Source organism: Mesorhizobium sp. WSM4817 (assembly GCF_055811135.1).
Window position 1 is genome coordinate 275,022 of record NZ_JBVVQQ010000003.1, and the last position, 17,434, is coordinate 292,455.

A 17,434-nucleotide genomic window follows, 5' to 3' on the forward strand; every position below is an offset into this window, starting at 1 on the left:
TGACATGATGACAGAGACGAAGACCTCGAACCGTTCTCGCGAAACACGCAGCGGCGTCATCGGGCGTCCATTCGATCGCATCGATGGTCCGCTCAAGGTGAGAGGCGATGCCACCTACGCCTACGAGAATACGCTGGAGGGTACAGCCTTTGGCTATATTCTCGGCGCTGCCGTCGCCAAGGGGCGCATTGCCGAGATCGACACGGCCGAAGCCGAACGGGCGCCGGCAGTGCTGCTCGTCATGACGCACCGGAATGCGCCGGCCCAGCCGGATTTCGGCCCGGCAATCACGCCGACGGTGCCGGAGGTCTTCACCCGCGCCCGGCCCGCACTCAACAGCGAGCGGGTGCGCTATTACGACGAGCCCGTCGCGCTGGTCGTTGCGGAGACGTTCGAGGCGGCACGCGCTGCCGCCGGCCTCATCAAAGTGCGCTACGACGAGGAGCCGGGCCTCTACGATCTGCCGGGACATGTGGCCGACGCCTACGCACCAAAGCGGACCAATGCCGGCTTCGAGACCGACAGCGTCATCGGCGACTTCGAGAGCGCCTTTGCCGCGGCTCCGGTCAAGGTCGATGCCACTTACCGGACGCCCTTCGAACATCACAATCCGATGGAGCCCCATGCGACGCTCGCCGCCTGGTCAGGCAACGAGCTGACGATCCATACATCGGCGCAAACCCTGGCGAATTTCCGGGCGGGGGTCGCCAGCACGCTTCGCATCCCGCCCGAGCGCGTGCGCATCATCAGCCCGTTCATCGGCGGCGGCTTCGGCTCCAAGCTGATTGCCCATGCCGATACGATCCTGGCCGCGCTTGCAGCGCAGGTCCTGCAGCGTCCCGTCAAGATCGCGCTGACGCGACAACAGATGTTCGCCAATGCCGGTCATCGCGCAGAGATGATCCAACAGGTGCGTCTCAGCACGGACATCGACGGGCGGCTCACCGGGATCGCGCACGACGTCTGGTCGGCAACGTCCAGCTTCGAGGAGTACTGCGAGCAAACGGCAGTTTTTGCCCGCTCGCTCTATGCGGCGCCGAACCGTGTCACCCGCCATCGCCTGGTCCCGCTGGATATCAACCGCGGCGAATGGATGCGCTCGCCCGGCGAAGCCCCCGGCATGCTGGCCTTCGAATGCGCCATGGATGAACTCGCCGAGCGGCTCGGACTGGACCCGATCGAACTCAGGATCCGCAATGAACCGGCCCAGGATCCCGAGCGCGGCGTGCCGTTCTCCACCCGCAACCTCGTCGCCTGCATGGAGGAAGGCGCCCGCCGTTTCGGTTGGCAGCAAAGAAACCCGACGCCGGGCCGCGCCCGAGAGGGCCGCATGCTCATCGGCTACGGCATGGCGGCGGCGATCCGTCCGAACTACATCGGCGCGGCGACGGCGCGGGTTGCGATCGACCGCGACGGTCGGGTGACGGCGCGGCTCGACATGACCGATATCGGGACCGGCACCTATACGATCCTGACCCAGATCGCCGCGGACAGCCTCGGCGTGCCGATCTCGTCCGTCAAAGTGGAGCTTGGCGACAGCCGTTTCCCGCGTACCGCCGGCTCCGGCGGGTCCTGGGGCGCGGCAAGTGCAGGGTCGGCGCTGCACAACGCCTGCAACGCCCTTAGGGAACGGATATTGGAGGCGGCGCGGTCGAGCGAAGCCTCGCCGTTGCGCGGCGCTGGCGCCACCGAAGCGAGCTTTGCCGACGGCGAGGTCAGGCTCGGCCAGCGTTCGGCAAGCCTGGCCGACCTCGTCCGGCGGATCGCTCCCGACGGGTTCGAGGCCGAGGGTTCCGTAGCCGCCGGCGCAGCCACCCCGTCATACGAGGCTTACTCGCAGCATTCCTATGGCGCGCATTTCGCCGAGGTCGCTGTCGATTGCGATACCGGTGAGATCCGCATGCGCCGGATGCTGGCGGTGATGGGCGCTGGCCGTATCCTCAACCCCAAGACCGCGCGCTCGCAAATCATCGGCGGCATGACCTGGGGAATCGGTGCGGCGCTGATGGAGCAGACGGTGCTCGACCGGCGCTACGGCCAATTCGTCAATCACGATCTTGCCGAGTATCACGTCCCGATCAACGGCGACGTCCCCGAGATGGAGGTCGTCTTCCTCGAGGAACATGACGACAAGGCCAATCCATTCGGCGCGAAGGGGATCGGCGAACTCGGCGTCTGCGGTGCGGGCGCAGCTGTTGCCAACGCCATCTACAACGCGACCGGCGTGCGGGTGCGTGACTTTCCCATCACCCTGGACAAGCTGCTGCCTGCCTTGCCGGTGATCGCCATTTGACGCGGCAAGTCTTGTTCGGGCATTTCAAGCTCAAGGACAAAGCGGCTGCCAATCCCTGCGTGCAGGTACTGGCCGCGCCGGAACATATTGCCGCGTGAAATCTCCCTCCCCGGGTGGAAATTCCGGTAACACGCTGTACTATCTGCGAAATTACCGAAATCGGGAGGCTGCCGGTGCAGACCAAGAAGATCATCAACGACGGCAACCGCACTGTCGACGAGATGCTGGAAGGCATTCTGGCCGCGCATCCCCGCCATCTCAAAAGCATGGAGGGCAGCCCACGCTCGATCATCGCCCGCGATGGACCTCGCCAGGGCAAGGTCGGCCTCGTCATCGGCGGCGGCTCCGGCCACGAGCCGACCTTCCTCGGTTTCGTCGGCAAGGGGCTGGCCGACGCGGCGGCGATCGGCAATGTCTTTGCCTCGCCGCCGCCGGACCCGATCCTTGAATGCGCCAAGGCGGCCAGCGGCGGCGCCGGCGTGCTGTTCATGTATGGCAACTATGCCGGCGACGTGATGAACTTCGACATGGCCGCAGAGATGGCGGCGATGGATGACATCGAAGTGCGCACCGTGCTGACCACCGACGACGTGGCATCGGCGCCGCGCGACCAGAGGCAAAAGCGCCGTGGTGTCGCCGGCAATTTCTTCATCTTCAAGGCCGCTGGTGCCGCCTGCGAGCGGATGCTGTCATTCGACGAATGCGAGCGTATCGCCAGGAAGGCCAATGATCACACCTTCACCATGGGCGTGGCGCTGTCGCCCTGTTCGCTGCCGCAGACCCGCCGGCCGAATTTTGAGATCGGACCGGATGAGATGGAGATCGGCATGGGCATCCATGGCGAGCCGGGCATCGCCCGCGGAAAGTTGAAAACCGCCGACGAGATCACCGACGAGATGCTGGACAAGATCCTCGACGAGATGGCGCCGGCACGCGGCGACAAGGTCGCCGTGCTCGTCAATTCGCTCGGCTCGACGCCGCTGATGGAGCTCTACATCATGAACCGGCGCGTCAAACAGCGGCTCGATGACATCGGCGTATCAGTTCACGCGACCTGGGTCGGCAATTATTGCACCTCGCTCGAAATGGCCGGCGCCTCGGTGACGCTGATGCATCTCGACGCCGAATTGCAGACGATGCTCGACCATCCTTGCGACTGCGCCATGTTCCGCGCCGGCTGAAAGGGTGCATCCATGACATCCATCGATGCAGCCGATCTGAAAAGAATGTTCGATGCGATCGCGGTGGCGATCGAAGCCGACAAGGACAGGCTCTGTCAGCTCGACGGGGTCATCGGCGACGCCGATCATGGCATCGCCATGGCGCTCGGCTTTGGGGCGGTGCGCGATGCGCTGGCGCCGCTGGAGCTCACGGCAACCGAGCCGACTGTTCTCCTCAACACTGCGGCGAAGTCGTTCCTCAACGCCGTCGGCGCCTCGTCGGGCCCGCTCTACGCGACGGCCTTCATGCGTGGTGCGGCTGCCGTCAAGGGCAAGGCGACCTTGGCGGGCGCCGATGTCGTCGCCCTGTTCCAGGCGATGGCGCAAGGCATCCAGGATCGCGGCAAGGCGGAGATCGGCGAGAAGACGATGGTCGACGCCTGGCTGCCGGCGGCGCAAGCCGCGGCCGCTGCCCATGCCGCCGGCAAGACCCTGTCCGAAAGCCTGGCAGCCGCCCTCGAAGCAGCCGAACGGGGCGCCGAGGCGACCAAGGATATGATCGCCGCGAAGGGCCGCTCGTCGCGGCTCGGCGAGCGGTCGCTTGGACACATCGACCCCGGCGCGGCGTCGGCGGTCACCGTTATCGGCGCGATGCGAAAAAGCCTGGCTTAAGCGCATCGCATCAATGCGACGCGCTTAAGCTCCTGTTTTATACATGTCGTTATCCCAAAACCGCTGCGCACCCTCGGTTCACGCCCGAGGGCATGCTTTTGGGCAACATGCATTAGCCCAGCTTCGCCGCGTCGAGCCTGTCGATCGCCTGGACATTGCCGGCCGATGGCCCGTTTTCGTCGAACTCCGATGCGAGCCAGGCATCGACGATCGACTTGGCCAGTTCCGGGCCGATAACGCGGGCGCCCATGGTGATGATCTGGGCATTGTTGGATTTCGCCGCGCGCTCCGCCGAATAGGTGTCATGGGTGAGTGCGGCGCGAATGCCGGGCACCTTGTTGGCCGAGATGGAAACGCCGATGCCGGTGCCGCAAAACAAGATGCCGCGATCGTTTTCGCCGTCGAGGATGGTCTGGGCGAGCTTCTGCGACAGGTCGGCATAGTAGCCGGCCTGGCTGACGTCGCTGACGGAGAGGCCGGGCTTGGTGGCCAAGTGAGCGGCAATGACGTCGAGCAGCGGCTTGCCGGCGCTGTCGGCCCCAATGGCTATTTTCATTTTTTCTGTCCTTTCCTGTTCGATTGCTCTGGAGCCTGTTCCATCCCGATGGCATCGGGATGGGGCTCTAACTTTTGTTGGGCATGATCTTTTTCCGAAAACCGGATTCCACTTTTCGGGATCATGCTATCTTTTGTTTGAGCATGATCTTTTCCGAAAAACCGGATTCCACTTTTCGGGATCATGCTCTAGATCGCCGCCGAGGCGCGTTCGAGGATGTCGATATAGCCTTCCGCCTGCCAGGCGGAGCGGCCGATGAACAGCCCGTCGATATGAGGCTGGCCGATCAGCTCGGCGGCATTTTGCGGATTGACGCTGCCGCCATAAAGCACCGGCGGCATGGCCGGCAGAAGATCGCCGGCGATCTTCTTGATCAGCGCCTGCTGCCTGTCGGCGTAGTCGGCACTTGCCGGAATGCCCTTGTCGCCGATCGCCCAGACCGGTTCGTAAGCAAACAGGATCGTCGCCGCCTTGGCCTGGCCTTCGAGGTATTGCAGCGCGCCGTGCACCTGCAAGGCCAGCACCGCATCGGCCTGGCCGCTGTTGCGTTGCGCCAATGTCTCGCCGACGCAAATGAGCGGCACCAACCCGTGCTTCACCGCCGCTGCGGTCTTGAGACCAACCGTATTGTCGGTCTCGCCGAAATGCTCGCGCCGTTCGCTATGGCCGAGCTCGACGAGATCGAGCCCGCAGTCCGTCAGCATCACCGGCGAGATCTCGCCGGTCCAGGCGCCGGCGTCGGCCCAGTGCATGTTCTGGGCACCGACCTTGATCCGGGTCGATGCCAGCGCTTTCTTGACCTCGCGGACCGCCGTGAAGGGCGGGATGACGAAGGGCTGGATACGGTCGTCGAAACCGGGGACGAACCCCGCCAGCGCCCTGGCAAAGTCAGTCGCTTCTGCAAGCGTCTTGTTCATTTTCCAGCTTGTGCCGACCCAGTAAGCCACGCGTCCTCCTTCTAGAGCCTGTTCCATCCCGCGAGGCGGGCTCTATCTTCTTTGACCATGATCTTTTCCGAAAACCGGTTCCCACTTTTCGGGATCATGGTCTAGTCCTTCTCGACCAGTGTCAGCGAAACGCCGGCGCCATCCAGCGCCTCGCGCATCTGCGGTCCCAGTTCTCGACCGGTGAAGACGGCGTCGAACGCCTTGAGATCGGTCAGGAAATGCAGGGCGGTGCGGCCGAACTTGCCGTGATCGACCAGCAGATATTTGCGGGCGGCCGCGGCCATCATCAACCGCTTGGTATGGACCACTTCCTGGTCCTGGTGGAAGGCGGAAACGCCGTGGATGGCCGACGACGACAGGAAGGCGACATCGGCGCGCAACGATCTCAGCGTGTCCTCGGCAAGCAGGCCGAAGAAACCGTGGAATTTCTTGCTGTACTGGCCGCCGAGCGCGATCAGGGTGATACCGGCGACGCCGGCCAGATCCTGTATCACGGCCAGATTGTTGGAAATCACCGTCAGCGGGCGCAGATCCGCAAGGTGGCGCGCAATGCCGCCCGCCGTCGAGCCGTCGTCGATGATCACCGTCTGGCCCGGTTCGATGACAGCCACGGCGGCAACCGCCAGGCGCTGCTTCTCCTCGGCGGCCTGCTTCTGACGGTAGCGGAAATCACTTTCGAACAGGCCGCTCGGCTGAATCGAGGCGCCGCCGCGTATCTTGCGCAGGAAGCCGCTTTCCTCGAGCTCGTCAAGGTCGCGATGGACGGTCATCTTCGACACGCCGAAGCGCGAGGCAAGGTCATCGACACTGGCCGTGCCGGTGTCCATCAGAAAATCCATGATGCCTTGCCGCCGGCCGTCGCTCTTCATCGTCCAGCCTGTTTCCTTTAATTCGCGTCGCCGCGTCCGCCGTGGCAGAAACGGCTGATAGAAGCTATTATAACAGATAAAATCGCATACATGCCAAATTTTTTGTGATAATGTTACATTTCCTTGGGCTTCTGATCGCTGCCTTGTAACAAGAATTGCTCTCGCCGGCATGGCCAGAGGTTGCGGTTCTCCGGAAATCCGGCCAGAAGCATCAATGGGCTGAATGACCACCGGACAGCTCGCAAACCATAGGCTTGAAACCAAATACGGGAGACCATTGGGTGGCTCGCATCACATTGAGACAATTGCTCGACCATGCCGCCGAACACGGCTATGGCGTGCCTGCCTTCAACATGAACAATATGGAACAGGGCCTTGCCATCATGGAGGCGGCCGAGGAGACCAAATCGCCTGTCATCCTGCAGGCGAGTCGCGGCGCCCGCGCCTATGCCAACGACGTCGTGCTGGCCAAGCTGATCGACGCGCTGGTCGAGATCCATCCCGATATCCCGGTCTGCATGCATCTCGACCATGGCAACAACGAAGCCACCTGCGTGACAGCGATTCAGTACGGCTTCACCTCGGTGATGATGGACGGATCGCTGAAGGAGGACGGCAAGACGCCGGCCGACTACGACTATAATTCCGGCATCACGCGGCGCGTCGTCGACATGGCACATTGGGGCGGCGTGTCGGTGGAAGGCGAGATCGGCGTTCTCGGATCCCTGGAGATGGGCGGCGGCGAACAGGAAGACGGCCACGGCGTCGAGGGCACCGTCAGCCACGACCAACTGCTGACCGATCCGGAGCAGGCGGTGCAGTTCGTCAAGGACACGCATGTCGATGCGCTGGCCGTCGCCATGGGCACCAGCCACGGCGCCTACAAGTTCTCGCGCAAGCCGGACGGCGCGGTGCTCGCCATGAACGTGATCGAGGAGATCCACCGCCGCCTGCCGAACATGCACCTGGTCATGCACGGCTCATCCTCGGTGCCTGAAGAGCTGCAGGAGATCATCAACAAATATGGCGGCCAGATGAAGCCGACATGGGGTGTGCCGGTCGAGGAGGTCCAGCGCGGCATCAAGCACGGCGTGCGCAAGATCAACATCGACACCGACAACCGCATGGCGCTGACCGGAGCGATCCGCAAGGTGCTGACCGAGAACCCGAGCGAGTTCGACCCGCGCAAATATCTGATGCCGGCAATGGCCGCGATGAGGAAGCTGTGCAAAGAGCGCTTCGAGCAGTTCGGCACTGCCGGCAACGCCCCCAAGATCAAGCCGCTGCCGGTCTCGGAAATGGCCAAGCGCTACAAGTCGGGCAGTCTCGACCCGAAGTTCGGCTGACGTGTTGAGGCAGGCATGAGCACAGTGTAATCGTTTCGGCTTCTAACCCGTGCTTGAGACGACCAATTGTCGGAGTCGGCGCTGCCCCTCATTGCCCTGCCGGGCATTTCTCCCCGAAAACGGGGAGAAAGGGGCTGGCCGCGACGTTGGCGCCACTCCTGCAACGCTGGCGATTGGCGAAACCGGCGACGACAGCTCCCCTCTCCCCGTCCCTATACGGGGAGAGGATGCCGGCAGGCAGGTGAGGGGCAGCGCGAACGTGGATAATCCAGTCGAGGACGGCTTCAAACCTGAAGCGATCCTGCTCGCGGCAAAATCGCCGTCCTGCCGGTCTCGATAAACGGCGCCCAATAATCGACCGACTCGCGGATCATCGCGACGACCTGGTGGTCGACCGGCTCGCGTTCGCGGAACGACAGTTCGAGGCAGATCTCGTTGTCGACGCCGCCACCGCGGCGAACCGTCTCCAACAATTTTTCCGGTGTGATGCGGCCGTCCTTGTTGTAGGCGGCGATGAACGGCCAATGGCCGCCCTTGTTCATCGACGACTGCTTGATGTGGATGATCGGCGATACCGTGGGAAAGGCTTCGGCCCAGGCATAGGGGTCGATGTCGTCCGGATTGCTCGAGGTGACGTCGCCATGGTCGATATCGACCATCATCTTCAGCGGGATGGCCATGCCGGCCGCTTCGATCTCGTTGTGCAGGGACCGGCAGCACTCGATCGTATGGCCGAATTCGCGGCCGACCGACATCGGCTCCCAGAACAGATAGGTCAAACCGGCCGCCCTGGCGTGCTCGGCGACGTCGCGCCAGCATTCCAGCGCGATGTCGAAAAGCCGCGCGCGACGCTCGGGATCGTCAAAATCCCGGTGCGTGAAGATCGCGAACTGCGTGCCCATGCCGCTGGCGCCGAGCTCGGCCGAAATGTCGGCAAAGGTCTTGAACCAATCGACGTAGTATCGTCGCACGTCGGCGTCGGGATGGCCGAAATGGTTGAGCCGCCCGTAAGGGCCGGTCATCCCGGACGTCACGCGCACGCCGGTGCGGTCGAGCGCCGTGCGGAACAGGCGGACGAATTTCGATATCGTCGCCGCCGGCCAGCCGGGATTGACGAATTCATGCGTGAGCTGCACGTCCCGGATGCCGATGTCGTAGGCGATCGCGTCGATCAGATCGTCCGGTTCGGCAAAACGGTTGACCAGCGGATTGGTGTTGAGGGAAAGCGTAAAAGTCATCAGCCTGCCCTCACCAGTCGGCCAACGCACCAGTCCTCGAAGGCGGCTCTTTCTGCGGCGGACAGATGCAGGCCGTGCTTGGTGCGCCGTTCGAGAATATCGGCAGCGGTCAGCGCCCATTCATGCTCGAACAAATAACTGGCTTCGCGTTCGAAAAAATCCTTGCCGAAGCACCGGCCCAGTTCGGTGAGCGACCTGGACGCACCGACCACAACGCGCGTCCTAGTGCCGTAGAGCCGGCCATAGTGTTTGACCAGCGATGCCGGCATCCAGGGAAATTCACGGCCGAGATCGCCGAGGAACTGCTCGAAATCGGCGTTGGCGATATCACCACCCGGCAGGTAGCCTTTCGACGTCCACGGCTTGCCCATTTTCGGAAAGAAAGGTGCGATCCGGTCCAGCGCATGCTCGGCCAGCTTGCGGAAGGTGGTGATCTTGCCGCCGAAGACGGAGAGCAGCGGCGCCTGCCCGGATGATGCGTCGAGTTCGAAAATATAGTCGCGCGTCACCGCGCTCGGATTGTCGGAGTTGTCGTCATAGAGCGGCCTGACGCCCGAGAACGAGTAGATGACATCGTCGCGGGCAAGTTCGCGCTTGAAGTAGCGGTTGACCACCTTGATCAGGTAGTCGACCTCGCTGGCATCCGCCGCCACGTCTTCCGGCCGCCCCTCATAGGGAATATCGGTGGTGCCGATCAGGGCCAGATCGTTCTGGTAGGGATTGATGAAGATCACGCGCTTGTCGCTGTTCTGGACCAGATAGGCCTGCCGCCCTTCCCAGAATTTCGGCACGACGATGTGGCTGCCCTTGACCAGCCGGACATTCCGCTTGGAGTTCTGGCCAGCCACGCGGTTGATGATGTCGTTGACCCAGGGACCGGCGGCGTTGATCAGCGCACGCGCCCGAACCGTGGTCCTGACGCCGGTTCGGCTGTCGCGCATCTCGACCGACCACAGGCCGTTTTCACGGCGGGCGGCGGTGCAGGCGGTCCGGGTGAAGATCCTGGCTCCCCGTTCCGCAGCGTCGAGCGCATTGATGACGACGAGACGGGCGTCGTCGACCCAGCAATCGGAATATTCGAAACCGCGCTTGAACGCATCCTTGATCGGTGCGCCTTCGGGCGCGGTGCGCAGGTTGAGCGTGCGGGTGCCCGGCAGCCGCTTGCGGCCGCCAAGATGATCGTAGAGGAACAGACCGAGCCGGACCAGCCAGGCCGGCCGGTCGTCCGGGCTGTGCGGCAGCACGAAGCGCATCGGCCAGATGATATGCGGCGCCGATTCAAGCAGCACTTCGCGTTCGATCAGCGCCTCGCGCACCAGCCGGAATTCGTAGTATTCGAGATAGCGCAGGCCGCCATGGACGAGCTTTCCCGATCGCGAACTGGTGCCTTCGGCGAGATCGTCTTTTTCGCACAGGATGACGGAAAGCCCGCGGCCGACTGCGTCGCGCGCGATGCCGGCGCCATTGACGCCACCGCCGATGACGAACAGATCGACGATTTCAGTGGCGCCGCTCATCTCGCCGGATCCTCTATGCCTGGATTGCGTTTCATGGCTGCCGCGACCTTCAGCACGGGTTGACCGGCGGGAGCCCGACGATGAAGCGGCGCACCTCTTCGGCCGCTTGCTCGGCCGCATAGGTCACCGTGCGCACGGAAGCGCCGGCGATATGCGGCGTCAAGGTGACATTCGGAAGCTGCAGCAGCGGCCAGTCGGCAGGCACCGGCTCGACCGCGAACGTCTCCAGCATGGCGCTGCCGATATGGCCTGAGACCAGTGCATCGTAAAGCGCGTCGTAATCGACCAGCGGCCCGCGCGCGGTGTTGACGAAGATCACCCCCGGCTTCATCCGAGCGATGATGTCCTTGTTGATGAGGCCGCGGGTTTCCTCGGTCACCCGGGGATGAAGCGTGACCACATCGGAGCGGGACAGGAGATCGTCGAGCGCGACCAGTTCGACGCCGTCATTGCGGTCTTCGGCGCTCAGTTGCACATAGGGATCGGTGACCAGGATGCGGCAGCCGAAGGCGCGCAGCAGGCGGACAACCTTGGTGCCGATATTGCCGTAGCCGATGACGCCGACGGTCATTTCGTTGAGCTCGCGGCCGGTACGGTCGGCCCGGTAGAGATCGCCGCGCCATTCCCCTTTGCGCAAGGCCTCGTGCCCGACCCGAATCAGCCGCGTCTCGGCAAGGATCGCGCCGATGGTGAATTCGGCCACAGCACTTGCATTGCGGCCGGGCACATTGACGACGGTGATGCCGTGGGCCTTGGCGGCAACCATGTCGATGTTGATCGGGCCGCCGCGCGAGACCGCAACCAGCTTCAGCGCAGGCAGACGCTGCATCATGGTCTCGGACAGCGGCGCAAGCTGGGTGACGAAGATCTCGGCGTCGCCAATGAAATCGACCACCTCGTCCGGATCGCCAAAATACTCCTTCACCTTGTCGAGGCCGAGCGCCGCATTGCCGAATTCCATCGGCTCGTCGGGCCAGGCCGCCTCAAGGGTGCGGATGTCGAGATTGTCGCCGCAGGCCGTCTCGATTTTCTCGCGAAAGATCTCGGGAAGCATGAAGCGGTCGCCAATGATTGCAATCTTCTTACGCATGCTCGACTTCTCAGTTTGCCCTGGACGCGGCCATCGACCGCCAGACCGGCCGCAGCGCCTCATGCGCCAATGTGTAGGACGGAACCGCCCGCTCATAGATCGCGGCAAGTTTTCGGTCGCTCGGTTCCGCCGCGCCCAGCAGCGGCGTGACCCATTCGCCGACGCATTCGTCCATCGAACTGTATTGGCCGACGCAGACCGCAGCGATCATCGCGGCGCCCGCGGCACCGGCTTCCTCGCGTTGGCTGGTGCGAATGTCGGCGCCGACGACAGCGCCGAGGATCTTGCGCAGAGCCGGGCTTCTGGCGGCGCCGCCGGTCAGCCGGATTTCGCTCGGCAGCGGCCCCATGGCGGCGTAGCAATCGCGCGACGCGAATGCCAGCCCCTCAAAAACAGCGCGCACCATATCGGCATAACCGTGCCGCGACGAAATGCCGACGAAACCGGCCCTGGCATTGGCATCGACGAACGGCCCGCGCTCGCCGGCCTCCGACACATAGGGCTGATAGAGCAGCGAGGCCGGCTCCGATGACGATATCCATTCGTCGACCAGCGCGATCATCTCGCCATTGCTGCGGGTGATGCCTTGCGAGGCGAGTATGCCGGAGGCGAGGCTAAGGATCCAATCGATGTTGAGCGTCGCTGCCATGTTCGACTGCATCTGCGCAAAGACGCCGGGCGCCGGCATCGTCATCGTGTAGCCGGTCCTGGCCTCGTTGAGCAGCACCTCGTCCGGCGTCTGAGCAAGCCGCATATGCATGCCGGTGGAGCCGATGATCGAGCAGCCAGGCTTGCGCTCGCGGTCGAGCAGGCCGGCGCCGAGCGCGGTGCAGGCCACGTCGACATAGGCCAGTACCACCGGCGTACCGGAAAGCAGCCCGGTCGCTTTGGCAGCCGCCGCCGACAGGCCGGCGCTATGCCTGGTGCCGTCGATGATCGGCGGCAGCAGATGCCTGAGGTCGGCGACGCCGAGCACCTCAAGCACCTCGTCGCAATAGCCGCGGGTGCGAAAGTCGCCAAAGGTGAAGGTGCCCTCGGAAGGATCGGTGGCGCGTTCGCCGGTCAGGTTGAAATAGAGCCAGTCCTTGCAATGGAAAGCTGTCGCGGCGCCGGCAAGCCTGTCAGGCGCGTTGCGCTTCATGAAGGCAAGCTGCGGCCCCTGCTGGCAGGCGGCGAGCCCGCTGCCGGTCTTTTCGAAACGAAGCCGGTCATCGGGGCGCGCGCGGATCTCCTCGACGATGGCGGCAGCGCGCGCGTCGAGCCACAGCCAGCCCTTGGCGACCGGCTCACCGTCCTTGTCGATCAGCCAGGTGCCGTCGCCCTGCCCGGTCACCGCGATCGCAATGATGCGCCTGGCGAGGTCCGGCACCTTGTCGGCAAGCTGTCGCAATGTGGTCGCCGTATCGGTCCAGGTGCGTGCCAGATCCTGCTCGGCGCCGCCGCCCGGCAAGGTCTCGTACCGGTTCGGTACCGCCGAGGCCGCGAGCTGCCGGCCCGCCGTGTCGAAGGCGACGGATTTGATGACAGACGTGCCGGCGTCGATGCCGATCAGCACATCCCGCATCAGGCAAGCTCCATGCCGTGCGAAATGGCCATGCCGCTGGACTGATCGAAGACGTGCAGATTTTTCGGATCGATGCTGATGTTGATCGGCGCGCCAAGCTCTAGCCGGGTCCGGTCATGTTCGACCAGGACCAGCGAGCCGCCGGCGAAATCCGCCGCGATATGGGTCTGGTCGCCGAGCCATTGGTTGGCCGAAACCGTCGCCGGCACGCCGTCCTTCGAGCGGCGAACCGCATAGGGCCTGACACCGATGACGACCCGCTGCCGTTTGAGCAATTCGTCGCGAACCGAGCCGCTGAACGCGTCCTTGTCATAGTCGAGTGAAAGCCCGTCGGGCAGCCGCAGATTGATCTTGTCGGCGGCCGTGCCGACATAGGCCTCGAAGACATTCATCGGCGGCTCGCCGACGAACGTGCCGGTGAACAGGTTGGCCGGCCGCTGCTTGAGCATATTGGGCGTATCGAACTGCTGCAGCACGCCGCCTTCCATCACCGCGATCCGGTCGGCCAATGCATTGGCCTCGGTCTGGTCGTGAGTGACCAGGATCGCGGTCAAGCCGCGCTCCTTGATGAAGTGCTTGATGCGGCCGCGCAGCACCGCGCGAAGCTGCGGCTCGAGTTGGCCCATCGGTTCGTCCAGCAGATGCAGGTCGGCCTCGCGGATCAGCGCCCGGCCGAGGCTGGCGCGCTGCTGCTGGCCGCCGGAGATGGAACTCGGATAGCGCTCAAGAATGTCCTCGATCTCGAGCAGCTTGGCGATGCTGGCAACTTTCGCGTCGACCTGACTTTTCGGCAGCCTGGCCGCCTTCAGCGCAAACGCCATGTTCTCGCGCACAGTCAGCGGCGGATACAGCGAATAGCCCTCGAACGCCATCGCCACATTGCGCTTGACCGGCGGCAGCGTGTGCACCTTGCGGCCGGCAACCGAAATGCTGCCGCGCGAGACCTCTTCGAAGCCGGCGATCATGCGCAATGTCGAGGTCTTGCCGCAGCCGGACGAACCGAGCAGTGCGACGATCTCGCCTTTGTCGATTTCCATCGTCAGATTCTGGACGGCGTGCACACCTCGGTCGATCGGGCCGTAGAATTTGTCGACGCCGGAAATGGTGAGTGCGCTCTGGCTCATGCCGCTTCTCCGCTGCGCAAATTGACGACGTTTTTCGAGCCGATACGGTCGCCACTGGCACGATCGAACAGCAGGGCGCTTTTGCCGTCGACGGCGATATAGGCCCCGCCCTCCGTTTGACCCGCTGTTCCGGCCGGCCGGGAGACCAGGATTTCGCGGCCGCGCACGGTGCGCACCAGCGTGACGATCTTTTCGTTGAGCGGCGTCTCCGCCTCGACGGTCACCGGAATGGCCGCGGGTGTTCCTTCGTCGACGAAGCGCAGCGCTTCGGGCCGCAGACCGATCATGCAATCGCGGCCGACCGTCGCGTCATAGGCGCCGGTCAGATGGACCTGGACATTCGACAGACCGACATAAATGCCCTTGGCATCGCGCGACGGCTTGACGTCGAGCAGGTTGATTGTCGGATCGCCGAACAGCCGCGCGATCTCGATGTTGGCCGGCTCACGATAGATCTGCTCGGGCGTGCCGAGCTGCTTGATGACACCTTGCGACATCACCGCGATGCGATCGCCGAGCGCCATGGCCTCCTTGTAGTCCTGGGTGACGTAGACGACGGTCGCACCGCGATCTGCCAGCAGCCTCGGCAGTTCGAGCCGCATTTCGAAGCGCAGTTTGGCATCGACGTTGCGCAGCGGGTCGTCGAGCAGCAGCACCGGCGGCGAGCCGACCAGAGCGCGGGCGAGAGCGGTGCGCTGCTTCTGGCCGTTGGACAGCGCCCGTGGCTTATGGCTGAGCACGTGGCCGATCTTCAGCAGCTTGGCGACGCTCTCGACGCCCGCCTTCATCGCGCTTTGCGACGATCGCTTGGCCTGAAGCGGCGTGGCGATGTTGTCGAAGGCGGTCATGTGCGGAAACAGCGCGAAATTCTGGAATGCCATGCCGACGCCGCGGAACTCGGCGTCAAGATCGGTCATGTCCTCGCCGCCGATGAAGATCTTTCCCTCATCAGGGTCGATGACGCCGGCGACGAGCCGCAGCAGCACCGTCTTGCCGGCGCCCGACGGTCCGAACAGGACCAGGGTTTCGCCGTCGGCGACGCTCAGCGACAGATTGTCGAGCACAGTCTGGCTCTTGTAGCGCTTGACGACATTTCGCAATTCGAGGCTGGCCATCGGAGCTATCCTTTCACCGCGCCGAGCGACAGGCCTTCGACGAGATAGCGCTGCGCGTAAAGGGCGAGCGCCAGCGTCGGGGTGATCGACAGCACGATCGCTGCCGAGATCTGGCCATACTGGATGCCGGAGGAGGTGATGAAGGCGAGCGCGCCGACCGTCACCGGCTGCTTGTCGGCCGAAGCGAGCACGAGCGCGAAGATGAAATTGTTCCAGGCGAAGATGAAGGCGAGCAGGCCGGCAGCCGCGATGCCGGGGCCGGCGAGCGGCAGCGCGATCTTGCGGAAGGTGGCGAACCAGGAATGGCCGGCGATGCGATAGGCATATTCGATGTCGGCCGGGATGTCCTCGAAATAGCCGCGCACGATCCACAGGATCAGCGGCAGGCAGATCAGCTGATAGACCCAGATCAGCCCGATATAGGTGTTGGCCAGTCCAAGCTTCTGGAAATAGAGGGTGAGCGGCAGGAGCACCAGCAGCGCCGGCGCAAACCGGAACGACAGCAGCGTGAAGGCGATGTCCTCCGAGCCGCGGAATTTGTGCCGGGCAAAGGCGTAGGCGGCGGGGACGCCGAGCAGCAGCGCGACGGCGACCGAGGTGACCGACAGGAACACCGAATTCCACAGGTTGCGCATGAAGGCGATGTCGAGCGTGCCGGCCGCCGTGGTCAGCTTGCCGGTGATCAGCGCGGTGTAGTTGGCCAGCGTCGGCTTGAAGACGAGCTGCGGCGGAATCCGCAGGATGGTCTCGTTGGTCTGGAAGGACATCATGAGGATCCAGACGATCGGGAACATGAAGAAGATCACGACCAGCGTCAGCGCTATGCCACGCAGGATGCGTTCAAGAAGCGAGGTGTGTTCCATCCCGGCCTCCTATGCCTGGCCGCGGGCGCGTTCGCGCAGCCGCAGCCAGTTCTTGATGAAAATATTCGAGAGGAAATAGGTGATCGCCCACAGGATGATCATCAGCGCCGCCGAGCGGCCGACGTTGGTCGACTGGAAGAAGTTGAGATAGGCCTCGACCTGGAAAACGGTCAGCGTGTCGCCCGGACCGCCCTGGGTCATGGCATAGATGATGTCGAACTGCTGGATGGAATCCAGCAGGCGAAACAGCGTCGCCGTCAGGATGTAGGGCGTCAGCATCGGCAAGGTGATGCGGAAGAACACGAAACTCCGCGGCACGCCGTCAAGTGCCGCCGCCTCGAACGGCTGCGTCGGCAGGCTGCGCAGGCCGGCAAGCAGCAGGATCATGATGAAGGGCGTGTAGACCCAGATATCGACAAGCACCACCGTGAAAAGCGCGGTCGATGGCGACGAGGCCCAGCGGAAATCCTGCAATCCGATCAGGCTGGCGAGATAGCTCAGCACGCCAAAGCCGGGATTGGTCATCAGCTTCCACATCAGCGCGGCAAGCGCCGGCGCTGTCATCAGCGGCATCAACAGCATGATCGAGATGAAGTTGTTCAGCGTCGAGCGCTTCTGCAGCAGCATGGCGATGCCGAGACCGAGAAGCAATTCGAGCAGCACGGTGATGCCGGCATAGAGCAGCGATATCTCCAGCGTGTTCCAGAACCTCGGGTCGGTGAAAAACGAGATGTAATTGTCGCCCCAGTTGAACTGCCGCGCCCAGGGCTGGCTCAGCCGGTAGCGCTGGAACGAATAGACGACCGATGTGAAGAACGGGATCAGGATGCCGATGCAGACGAGCAAGGCCGGCAGGCTGAGCACATAGGGCAGCACTTTCTTGCTGATCCTGAAGCCGGAAGGCCTGTTTCTTTGCATTGTCGCAGTAGTCATCGTGGCTCACCCGTCATCTCTGTTGCTTCGCCCTGCCGGCCGCCCAGGGAGCTAGGCGGCCGGTTGGGCGAGTGGCGGCACCGCCAGTGTTTGAGCATCGGAATTTCCCAAAACCGGTTTGGGTCCGATGCTCCAGGCGCCGCTTCG

Annotated in this window: 16 protein-coding genes; 4 read left to right on the forward strand and 12 right to left on the reverse strand. The window is 63.6% G+C overall.

Going from position 1 to position 17,434, the window contains the following annotated elements:
* Window positions 1-7 precede the first annotated feature (7 nt).
* From AC0L2K_RS06190 to dhaL, 3 genes are all read left to right on the forward strand, one after another.
* Window positions 8-2,293, forward strand: a complete 2,286-nt coding sequence (locus tag AC0L2K_RS06190; protein WP_473530976.1) for a xanthine dehydrogenase family protein molybdopterin-binding subunit — start codon at window positions 8-10, stop codon at window positions 2,291-2,293.
* A 173-nt stretch (window positions 2,294-2,466) separates the two neighbouring features.
* On the forward strand, window positions 2,467-3,474 hold the full coding sequence (locus AC0L2K_RS06195) for a dihydroxyacetone kinase subunit DhaK (RefSeq protein ID WP_473530875.1): 1,008 nt from the start codon (window positions 2,467-2,469) through the stop codon (window positions 3,472-3,474).
* 12 nt (window positions 3,475-3,486) lie between these two features.
* A complete protein-coding gene (gene dhaL / locus AC0L2K_RS06200) occupies window positions 3,487-4,125 on the forward strand; it encodes a dihydroxyacetone kinase subunit DhaL (protein WP_091599884.1) in 639 nt (212 codons plus the stop codon).
* 112 nt (window positions 4,126-4,237) lie between these two features.
* On the opposite strand, the gene derI is transcribed toward dhaL, so the two are convergent.
* The 4 genes from derI to AC0L2K_RS06220 form a co-directional block, all read right to left on the reverse strand.
* Window positions 4,238-4,681 carry a D-erythrulose-4-phosphate isomerase gene (gene derI, locus AC0L2K_RS06205; protein WP_027152577.1) on the reverse strand — a complete coding sequence of 148 codons (444 nt, stop codon included), beginning with the start codon at window positions 4,679-4,681 and terminating at the stop codon, window positions 4,238-4,240.
* Window positions 4,678-4,866 carry a hypothetical protein gene (locus AC0L2K_RS06210; protein WP_473530876.1) on the reverse strand — a complete coding sequence of 63 codons (189 nt, stop codon included), beginning with the start codon at window positions 4,864-4,866 and terminating at the stop codon, window positions 4,678-4,680. Before AC0L2K_RS06210 ends, derI begins: the two co-directional genes overlap by 4 nt.
* 3 nt (window positions 4,867-4,869) lie before the next feature.
* Entirely contained in the window at window positions 4,870-5,655 is a 786-nt protein-coding gene (locus tag AC0L2K_RS06215; RefSeq protein ID WP_287073374.1) for a triose-phosphate isomerase, read from the reverse strand.
* Window positions 5,656-5,729: 74 nt separating this feature from the next.
* Window positions 5,730-6,497 (reverse strand): DeoR/GlpR family DNA-binding transcription regulator, encoded by a 768-nt coding sequence (locus AC0L2K_RS06220; RefSeq protein WP_023800192.1) that lies wholly within the window; start codon window positions 6,495-6,497, stop codon window positions 5,730-5,732.
* A 281-nt stretch (window positions 6,498-6,778) separates the two neighbouring features.
* Here AC0L2K_RS06220 and fba point away from each other — a divergent pair, with 281 nt between their 5' ends.
* A complete protein-coding gene (fba, locus tag AC0L2K_RS06225) occupies window positions 6,779-7,843 on the forward strand; it encodes a class II fructose-bisphosphate aldolase (RefSeq protein WP_473530877.1) in 1,065 nt (354 codons plus the stop codon).
* A 284-nt stretch (window positions 7,844-8,127) separates the two neighbouring features.
* Here the strand turns inward: fba and AC0L2K_RS06230 are convergent, their stop codons facing one another.
* From AC0L2K_RS06230 to AC0L2K_RS06265, 8 genes are read right to left on the reverse strand one after another with little or no spacing between them, the layout of a single operon-like run.
* Entirely contained in the window at window positions 8,128-9,081 is a 954-nt protein-coding gene (locus AC0L2K_RS06230; RefSeq protein WP_473530878.1) for a sugar phosphate isomerase/epimerase family protein, read from the reverse strand.
* Window positions 9,081-10,598 (reverse strand): glycerol-3-phosphate dehydrogenase, encoded by a 1,518-nt coding sequence (locus AC0L2K_RS06235; protein WP_287171735.1) that lies wholly within the window; start codon window positions 10,596-10,598, stop codon window positions 9,081-9,083. Before AC0L2K_RS06235 ends, AC0L2K_RS06230 begins: the two co-directional genes overlap by 1 nt.
* Before the next feature lie 49 nt (window positions 10,599-10,647).
* The gene (locus tag AC0L2K_RS06240; RefSeq protein ID WP_473530879.1) at window positions 10,648-11,688 is read right to left on the reverse strand and encodes a 2-hydroxyacid dehydrogenase; all 1,041 of its coding nucleotides are present in this window, start codon (window positions 11,686-11,688) and stop codon (window positions 10,648-10,650) included.
* A gap of 10 nt (window positions 11,689-11,698) precedes the next feature.
* Window positions 11,699-13,252 (reverse strand): FGGY family carbohydrate kinase, encoded by a 1,554-nt coding sequence (locus AC0L2K_RS06245; RefSeq protein ID WP_473530880.1) that lies wholly within the window; start codon window positions 13,250-13,252, stop codon window positions 11,699-11,701.
* Entirely contained in the window at window positions 13,252-14,376 is a 1,125-nt protein-coding gene (locus AC0L2K_RS06250; protein ID WP_023800186.1) for an ABC transporter ATP-binding protein, read from the reverse strand. The genes AC0L2K_RS06245 and AC0L2K_RS06250 overlap by 1 nt, the downstream gene beginning before the upstream one ends.
* The gene (locus AC0L2K_RS06255; protein ID WP_473530881.1) at window positions 14,373-15,491 is read right to left on the reverse strand and encodes an ABC transporter ATP-binding protein; all 1,119 of its coding nucleotides are present in this window, start codon (window positions 15,489-15,491) and stop codon (window positions 14,373-14,375) included. Before AC0L2K_RS06255 ends, AC0L2K_RS06250 begins: the two co-directional genes overlap by 4 nt.
* 5 nt (window positions 15,492-15,496) lie before the next feature.
* Window positions 15,497-16,354, reverse strand: a complete 858-nt coding sequence (locus tag AC0L2K_RS06260; RefSeq protein ID WP_023800184.1) for a carbohydrate ABC transporter permease — start codon at window positions 16,352-16,354, stop codon at window positions 15,497-15,499.
* Between the two features lie 9 nt (window positions 16,355-16,363).
* Window positions 16,364-17,287 carry a carbohydrate ABC transporter permease gene (locus AC0L2K_RS06265; protein ID WP_027152562.1) on the reverse strand — a complete coding sequence of 308 codons (924 nt, stop codon included), beginning with the start codon at window positions 17,285-17,287 and terminating at the stop codon, window positions 16,364-16,366.
* Window positions 17,288-17,434 lie beyond the last annotated feature (147 nt).

Bases quoted from the DNA above. Each gene is read 5' to 3' on its own strand.
- AC0L2K_RS06190 (WP_473530976.1), top strand. From the start codon at position 8: ATGACAGAGACGAAGACCTCGAACCGTTCTCGCGAAACACGCAGCGGC.
- dhaL (WP_091599884.1), top strand. From the start codon at position 3,487: ATGACATCCATCGATGCAGCCGATCTGAAAAGAATGTTCGATGCGATC.
- derI (WP_027152577.1), bottom strand. From the start codon at position 4,681: ATGAAAATAGCCATTGGGGCCGACAGCGCCGGCAAGCCGCTGCTCGAC.
- AC0L2K_RS06210 (WP_473530876.1), bottom strand. From the start codon at position 4,866: ATGATCCCGAAAAGTGGAATCCGGTTTTTCGGAAAAGATCATGCTCAA.
- AC0L2K_RS06215 (WP_287073374.1), bottom strand. From the start codon at position 5,655: ATGGAACAGGCTCTAGAAGGAGGACGCGTGGCTTACTGGGTCGGCACA.
- AC0L2K_RS06220 (WP_023800192.1), bottom strand. From the start codon at position 6,497: ATGAAGAGCGACGGCCGGCGGCAAGGCATCATGGATTTTCTGATGGAC.
- AC0L2K_RS06230 (WP_473530878.1), bottom strand. From the start codon at position 9,081: ATGACTTTTACGCTTTCCCTCAACACCAATCCGCTGGTCAACCGTTTT.
- AC0L2K_RS06235 (WP_287171735.1), bottom strand. From the start codon at position 10,598: ATGAGCGGCGCCACTGAAATCGTCGATCTGTTCGTCATCGGCGGTGGC.
- AC0L2K_RS06240 (WP_473530879.1), bottom strand. From the start codon at position 11,688: ATGCGTAAGAAGATTGCAATCATTGGCGACCGCTTCATGCTTCCCGAG.
- AC0L2K_RS06245 (WP_473530880.1), bottom strand. From the start codon at position 13,252: ATGCGGGATGTGCTGATCGGCATCGACGCCGGCACGTCTGTCATCAAA.
- AC0L2K_RS06250 (WP_023800186.1), bottom strand. From the start codon at position 14,376: ATGAGCCAGAGCGCACTCACCATTTCCGGCGTCGACAAATTCTACGGC.
- AC0L2K_RS06255 (WP_473530881.1), bottom strand. From the start codon at position 15,491: ATGGCCAGCCTCGAATTGCGAAATGTCGTCAAGCGCTACAAGAGCCAG.
- AC0L2K_RS06260 (WP_023800184.1), bottom strand. From the start codon at position 16,354: ATGGAACACACCTCGCTTCTTGAACGCATCCTGCGTGGCATAGCGCTG.
- AC0L2K_RS06265 (WP_027152562.1), bottom strand. From the start codon at position 17,287: ATGACTACTGCGACAATGCAAAGAAACAGGCCTTCCGGCTTCAGGATC.